The sequence below is a fragment of the Halomonas sp. SIMBA_159 genome (genome assembly GCF_046536035.1).
Classification (GTDB): Bacteria; Pseudomonadota; Gammaproteobacteria; order Pseudomonadales; family Halomonadaceae; genus Vreelandella; species Vreelandella venusta_A.
The window spans coordinates 1-271 of sequence record NZ_JAWJBT010000598.1; the positions used below are offsets into that span (position 1 = coordinate 1).

Consider the following 271-nt stretch of genomic DNA (forward strand, 5'->3'; position numbering starts at 1 on the left):
GAGCGGTGCCTCCACCGGCGCGCACGAAGCGCACGAACTGCGCGACGGAGGCTCGCGCTACGGCGGCAAGGGCGTGCGCGAAGCGGTCGCCTCCGTCAACGGCGACATCTTCGACCTGCTCTCCGGCCTCGACGCCGAGGAACAGCTCGCCATTGATGCCAAGCTGATCGAACTGGACGGCACGCCGAACAAGGCCAATCTCGGCGCCAACGCCATCCTCGGCGTGTCGCTCGCCGTGGCCAAGGCGGCCGCCGAGGACGCGGGCCTGCCG

The 271-nt window shown here is 70.8% G+C and carries 1 pseudogene; it reads left to right on the top strand.

The window, feature by feature from the left end:
• Positions 1-271: pseudogene (gene eno, locus R0J87_RS20610) on the top strand (phosphopyruvate hydratase); the annotation flags it as partial.